A 6,566-nucleotide genomic window follows, 5' to 3' on the forward strand; every position below is an offset into this window, starting at 1 on the left:
CTCGCTGATGACCTGACCACCGGTGAGGACCGCGATGTCGGCGAGCATCGCCTTGCGGCGGTCACCGAAGCCGGGGGCCTTGACGGCGATCGACTTGAAGATGCCGCGGATCTTGTTGAGGACCAGCGTGGCAAGCGCCTCGGACTCGACGTCCTCGGCGATGATCAGCAGCGGCTTGCCGCTCTGGATGACCTTCTCCAGCAGCGGGAGCAGGTCCTTGACGTTGCTGATCTTCGACTCGACGATCAGGACGTAGGCGTCCTCGAGCACGGCCTCCTGGCGGTCACCGTCGGTGACGAAGTACGCCGACAGGTAGCCCTTGTCGAAGCGCATGCCCTCGGTGAGCTCGAGCTCGAGACCGAGCGCGTTGGACTCCTCGACGGTGATGACGCCTTCCTTGCCCACCTTGTCGAGAGCCTCGGCGATGAGCTCGCCGATCGCCGGGTCAGCGGCGGAGATGGCAGCGGTGGCCGCGATCTCTTCCTTGGTCTCGATCTCCTTGGCGGCGACGAGGAGCTGGTCGGTGACCGCCTCGACGGCCTTGTCGATGCCCTTCTTCAGGGCGATCGGGTTGGCGCCGGCGGCGACGTTGCGCAGACCCTCGCGCACGAGCGCCTGGGCGAGCACGGTGGCGGTGGTGGTGCCGTCACCCGCGACGTCGTCGGTCTTCTTGGCGACCTCCTTGACGAGCTCCGCACCGATCTTCTCGTAGGGCTCCTCGAGCTCGATCTCCTTGGCGATCGAGACACCGTCGTTCGTGATCGTGGGGGCGCCCCACTTCTTCTCGAGAACGACGTTGCGGCCCTTCGGGCCGAGGGTGACCTTCACGGTGTCGGCGAGGGTGTTGAGCCCACGCTCCATCCCGCGTCGGGCCTCCTCGTTGAAGGCAATGATCTTGGCCATGGGGGTTGGATTCCTCCGGTACTGGCATGGAAGGGCAGTCCTCGCGCCCGCGACGGACGACGCCGGCCTCGACGGTCACGTCCCGTCTCGCCCGGCGCCTCGCTCGGCTACCCGCGTTCCACTCCGGGGTGCTCGTGTGGTTATCACTCTCACCCCGAGAGTGCTAATGCCATGTTGGCACTCTCAAGGGGAGAGTGCAAGATCAGGGACCCCGGTTCGCCCGAAGCGATCACGCAGCGCCCGACGCGCGGCCCACCACCCGACCATGCCGTGCACGCCCGGGCCGGGCGAGGCGGCGGAGCTGCACAGGTAGACGCCGGGGATCCCCGCGGAGTACGGATCGATGGCCCAGCGCGGCCGCTGCACCATGGAGAACGTCGTGAGTGCCCCGAGCGCGATGTCGCCGCCGAGGTAGTTCTCGTTGTGGTTCGCCAGTTCGCTCGCCGGGATCCCTTGTGCGTGCACGACGGCGTCCCGAAAGCCAGGTGCATACCGCTCGATCTGTCTCGTGATCAGCTCGACGGGGTCGACCGTGCAGCCGTTGGGGACGTGCGCGTACGCCCAGACGGGCCGCAGCCCGCCGACCACGCGGCTCGGATCGGCCACGGTCGGGTCGGAGAACAGCACGAGCGGGTTGTCCGAGAGCCGGCCCGCGACGGCGTCGGCCTCGCTCGCCGCCATCTCGGCCCGGGTGCCACCGAGGTGCACCGTGCCGGCGAGCCCTACCTCGGGGTTCGCCCACGGCACCGGTCCGGAGAGCACGAAGTCGACCTTCGCCGCGGCCGGCCCCGGTCGCACTCCGGACAGCGCCGAGCGCACCCGGCGCGGCATCCGGTCACCCCAGATCTGCGCGAGCCCTGGAGCACTGGTGTCGAACAGGTAAGCGCGGGCGCGAGGGAGGTCGCGCCAGTGCTGCACGGGCGAGCCGAGCTCGAGCCGACCGCCGTGCGCCTGGAGGTCGTCGAGCATCGCGGCACTGATCGCGCCCGAGCCACCGACGGGGATCGGCCAGCCCACCGCGTGTGCGAGCGTGCCGAGCATCAGCATGCCGCCCGCAGCCACTGGTGAGGGCAGCCGACCGATCGCGTGGCCCGCAACCCCGGTGATCAGCGCGGGGGCGACCTCCCCGGAGAACCGCCGGTTCCAGGCGGGCGAGCCCTGCTCCAGCAGCCGCGCGACCACCTCGAGCACCGCACGCGGGCCGGCAGCGGCCAACGCACTCCCCATGCCCGAGGTGCGATCGCCGAGCGCGAGGTCGATCAGCTCACGCCACCCCTCGACCAATGGAGCGAACAGATCGACCCATGCTGCGCCGTCGGCACCCAGCCCCTCGGCGGTGCGCTCGAGAGAGGTGTAGGCGATACCGGCGCGGCCGCCCTCGAGCGGTTGCGCGTAGGAGACCTCGGGGACCACGAGGTCGACGCCGCGAGCGGCGAGATCGAAGGCACGGAAGAACGGGCTCGCCACGGCGAGCGGGTGCACAGCCGAGCAGATGTCGTGGACAAGACCGGGCGCAAGACCCAGGTCGAGCGTGCGCGCGCCCCCACCGGGCGTCTCGGCGGCTTCTAGCACCAGCACCTCAAGACCCGCGCGCGCCAGCGTGACCGCCGCGGCAAGCCCGTTGGGTCCACTGCCGACGACGACGGCATCGGTCACCTCGCTCATCACCATGAGCCTAGGCGGCTGCTTCCCCGGCCGGCGCCGCCACGACAGCACCCGTTCGTCGCTCGCGCACCCAGGCCGGCAGCCGTTCGAACGGCACGAACGCCGTCCAGCAGATCACGGTCGGCAGGAAATGGATGCCGAGCAACAGAAACGTCACCAGGTGGAAGCTGAGAAAAGCACCGATCGCAAGCATCAGCCAGTGGCGGCGCAGGAGGAACACCAGCGGCGAGCACAGCTCGAGCACCAGACCGCCCCACTGCGCCGCCCGCAGCAGCCCGCCATGGGTCACGATCATCTGGTTGAGATCGTTGGGGCGGCGGATGAATGCCCACGCCAGCGTCCCCGAATTGCCCCACCGGATGAGCGAACCCCCGCTGATGGCGTACTTCGCCAGTACCGAGCCGAAGTAGGTCATGACCGTGAGCACCTGGATCATCCGGAGCGGCCAACCGGCAGCGATGTCTGCTGCCTCTCCACCTCCGTAGCGAGCTGTGCCCGCCGTCATCAACAACACCAGGCCGACTGTGATCGCCATGTGATCGTGGGCCACATAGCCGTAACTCATTCCCCAGAGCGCCCACAGCAGGAACGAGATCCCGAGCAGCACACCGCCGAGATTCTGCACGAGCGCAGGCACCCGGGCGAAGCCTCCGACCACCACCGCGACCGCGCCGAGGTGCACACCGACGAGCAGCATCGAGGCGATCTCGTCGGTCACGGGTGGCAGGTGCAGCCAGCGAGCCGCGACCACGGGCTGGAAGAACTCCGGCGTGCCGGCACGATCATCGGTGCTGTTCAGGAAGTACCTGGTGTCGATCACGGCCATCAGCGCGAGCGCCGCCCGCACCCATGCCACCCGCGCGCGCGGCAGCGCGGGCACCCACCAGCGCGCCACCGCGCGCAGTGCCGTCACTCCACTGTCCAGGTCAGCACGATGCGCTCCTCGGGCTCTCCGTCGAGCGCACCATCGATCATGCGATGCACCGTCTGCCGGACCGTCATGGTCTCGAGTTCAACCCCCGGGTGGTTGCCCTCCCAGACCTCGGCGATCCCCGCAAGCATGCTGGGATCGTCGGCCAGCTCGCTCAGGTGGACCTCGAGCTCGACCCGCGTCACGCCGGCCGATCGAGCTGTCAGACCGATCCGGACCTCGTCGCCAACGGTGGTGGTGCCGGTCATGTAGGTGTTGATGACCGCGCCGTCGGGATCGCGCGGATAGGCGTACTGGCCCAACGTGCCGAGCGGGAACCACGAGTTACCGCTGGTGAATTGCGCCGTGATGAGGACAGCGACCATCACCACCCCCAGGATCAGCCGCCATGCACGCTGCACCGGCCCATCATGCCGGACGCAACCGGCCGATCCGTAGACTGTCGCGATGCGCCGTCGGATCTGGTCACGCGCGATCCTTGCGGTCGCCGTGGTCGTTCTCGTCACGGGCGCAGCGCTGTTCGAGCGGCCACGGCGTGACGAACCGGGCAGCTACGCCGACGGCGTCGCCCTCGACTCCGAGGGCCGGCCCCAGCTGCTGCCTGCCGGCTCCGCGCCTGACCTACTCCCGGGGTCACGTGTGCTCGACCCTGGCTCCACGGCTGCCGCGCCCGCCATCGCGGCGGCGCTCGCGCTCGCCCAGGACCAGCGCGACTGGCTCGCCTCGGGATGGTTACCTGAGGGCGAGTACCGCTCGCTTGTCGCGACCGCCCTGCTCGACCTGCGGGTCCTGAGCACCGATGGCGGCACCCTGGCGGCGATGAACGCGAGCTGGCGTTACGTCTGGCCGCGCGACGCGTCCTTCGCCGCGGTGGCCTTCGCCGCCACGGGCCACGTCGATGACGCGGTGGCCGTCCTGGAGTACCTGCAGCACGTGCAGGCAGCGGACGGGTCGTTCGAGGCCCGTTACCTCCCGGATGGGTCCGGACCTCCGGACGACCGTCACCCTCAGACCGATGGCGCCGGATGGGCGCTGTGGGCGCTGGACGCCGTGGTTGCGGCGGCGCCGGCCGACCAGCAGTCCGCGGTACTCGCCGGCCTCGACCCGCTGCTGCGGCGGTCCACTGCGTTCTTGCTGGATCAGGTGAACAACAGCCGCGCGCTGCCGGCACCCTCGTCCGACTACTGGGAGCACCGAGAGCACCTCCTCACGCTCGGTACAGCCGCGCCGGTCCTGGCGGGTCTGGAAGCGTCGGCACGGATCCACGATCGCGCGGGCGAGGCGGACCGGACCGAGCACGTGGCGACGGTCGCAGCGAAGGTGCGCGACGCCGTCGAGATCTATTTCGGCCCACATGACTACGGGCGCTATCCCGGCCCCTCGCACCCGGATGCGGCGAGCGCGTTCCTGCTGCCGCCCTACCAGCCGACCCCGCTCACGGGGGCGGTGGAGGCATGGCAGGGCTCGGTGGACAGCATGCTGCGCCCCGCCGGCGGGCTCGCACCGGGCGGCGGGTGGAAGGAGCAGAACCTGTCCTGGACGCCAGAGACGGCTCTGTACGCGCTCGCGGCCGCCTCGATCGACGACGACGAGACCGCGCGCCATTGGCTCGACTGGCTTGCCGCGCATCGCACCCCGATCGGTGCGCTCCCCGAGAAGGTCGCCGCCGACGGCGGCCCTTCCGGTCCTGCGCCCCTCGCCTGGACCTGTGCTCTCGTCGTGCTCACGGTGGTCGAGCTCGAGGCGTAGCGCCTGGCCGCTGCCGACACCGCCCACCGTCATCGAAGGGCGCGAACGTGACGGCAGGGCACGGCGCGCCACTCCCCGCGGTCACGTTCGTGCCCTTTCGGCGAAGGTACCGCGCTCTGAGACGACGTGGTGAAACGATTGCGCGCATGAACAAGCATCACTAGTTTTGTATGCGCAGTTGATCGACCAGGCGACGGGGCGCCGGTTCGGCCACCCGTCGCGGACCCATCAATCGCGCGCTGTCGCGCGAAGGAGGACAACGAATGTCCGCACGATCCGATCGCACCCGTACCGGCGTCAACCGCCGCCACTTCCTGGGAGGCGCCGCCCTGGCGAGCACCGCGTTGGCTACCTGGCACGGGATGCGCCCAGCAGCCGCAGCACCTCCCGCAGGCCCGCGCCCGGCGATGCCGCCGCAACCGGACGCCGTCGTGGGCAACACCGTGCCGGCGTTCCCGGGCTGCGAGGGAGCCGGGAAGTTCACGACCGGCGGCCGTGGCCACCCAGTCGTGGAGGTGACCTCGCTGGCCGACTCCGGGGAAGGAACCCTGCGGGAGGCGCTCTCAGCGGGGAACCGCACGATCGTGTTCCGCGTGGGCGGCACGATCGAGCTCGAGTCCGGGCTCGCCGTCTCGGGCGACAACACCACGATCGCGGGCCAGAGCGCGCCCGGCGGCGGCATCCAGATCATCGGCAACGAGTTCAAGATCCAGGCGAACAACGTCATCGTCCGCTACCTGCGCATGCGCGCCGGTGATGGCAAGGGCGTCGGCGACATCGACACCTTCAACGGCCGCGGCCGCCGCAACCTCGTGATCGACCACTGCTCGGTGGGCTGGGGTATCGACGAGTGCTTCTCGCTGTATGGCAACTACGACGTCACGGTGAGCAACTGCCTCATCCACGAAGGTCTGGCGATGTCGCTGCACCTCAAGGGACTGCATGGTTACGGCGGGCTCTGGGGTGGGCAGAACATCAGCTACTACAACAACCTGCTCATCCACCAGGGCGCCCGCAACCCGCGCTTCAGCTTCACCGAGGACATGGAGATGCGGGTCGACCATCGCAACAACGTCGTCTACAACCACGGCTACAGCTCGCTGTACGGAGCCGAGTGGTGCGAGGGCATCAACGTGGTAGGCAACTACTACAAGCCCGGGCCGGCCACGCTGCCGCACATCGCACCACACGTGATCGAGCCCTACCGCGGTGGCTCCTGGTACGTCACGGACAACGCGATCGAGGGCCACCCGGACGTCACAGCGGACAACACGCTGGGCATCGGCTACCAGATCGTGGGCCAGGCGGCCGATCCGTC

The 6,566-nt window shown here is 69.4% G+C and carries 6 protein-coding genes; 2 read left to right on the forward strand and 4 right to left on the reverse strand.

What is annotated here, in order from left to right:
- The 4 genes from groEL to ACOJSN_RS16870 form a co-directional block, all read right to left on the reverse strand.
- A partial coding sequence (gene groEL, locus ACOJSN_RS16855) for a chaperonin GroEL (protein WP_420113651.1) occupies positions 1–903 on the reverse strand: 903 nt, incomplete at its 3' end.
- A 183-nt stretch (positions 904–1,086) separates the two neighbouring features.
- The gene (locus ACOJSN_RS16860; protein ID WP_420113652.1) at positions 1,087–2,568 is read right to left on the reverse strand and encodes a phytoene desaturase family protein; all 1,482 of its coding nucleotides are present in this window, start codon (positions 2,566–2,568) and stop codon (positions 1,087–1,089) included.
- A gap of 10 nt (positions 2,569–2,578) precedes the next feature.
- The gene (locus ACOJSN_RS16865) at positions 2,579–3,481 is read right to left on the reverse strand and encodes a hypothetical protein (protein WP_420113653.1); all 903 of its coding nucleotides are present in this window, start codon (positions 3,479–3,481) and stop codon (positions 2,579–2,581) included.
- A complete protein-coding gene (locus tag ACOJSN_RS16870; RefSeq protein ID WP_420113654.1) occupies positions 3,478–3,900 on the reverse strand; it encodes a hypothetical protein in 423 nt (140 codons plus the stop codon). The genes ACOJSN_RS16865 and ACOJSN_RS16870 overlap by 4 nt, the downstream gene beginning before the upstream one ends.
- A gap of 46 nt (positions 3,901–3,946) precedes the next feature.
- Here ACOJSN_RS16870 and ACOJSN_RS16875 point away from each other — a divergent pair, with 46 nt between their 5' ends.
- Together ACOJSN_RS16875 and ACOJSN_RS16880 are read left to right on the forward strand one after the other, a co-directional pair.
- The gene (locus ACOJSN_RS16875; protein WP_420113655.1) at positions 3,947–5,248 is read left to right on the forward strand and encodes a glycoside hydrolase family 15; all 1,302 of its coding nucleotides are present in this window, start codon (positions 3,947–3,949) and stop codon (positions 5,246–5,248) included.
- Positions 5,249–5,511: 263 nt separating this feature from the next.
- On the forward strand, positions 5,512–6,566 hold a 1,055-nt coding region (locus ACOJSN_RS16880), incomplete at its 3' end, for a pectate lyase family protein (RefSeq protein ID WP_420113656.1).

It is taken from the genome of Pseudactinotalea sp. (assembly GCF_048594945.1).
Taxonomy (GTDB): domain Bacteria; phylum Actinomycetota; class Actinomycetes; order Actinomycetales; family Beutenbergiaceae; genus Pseudactinotalea.

Bases quoted from the DNA above. Each gene is read 5' to 3' on its own strand.
- ACOJSN_RS16860 (WP_420113652.1), bottom strand. From the start codon at position 2,568: ATGAGCGAGGTGACCGATGCCGTCGTCGTCGGCAGTGGACCCAACGGG.
- ACOJSN_RS16875 (WP_420113655.1), top strand. From the start codon at position 3,947: ATGCGCCGTCGGATCTGGTCACGCGCGATCCTTGCGGTCGCCGTGGTC.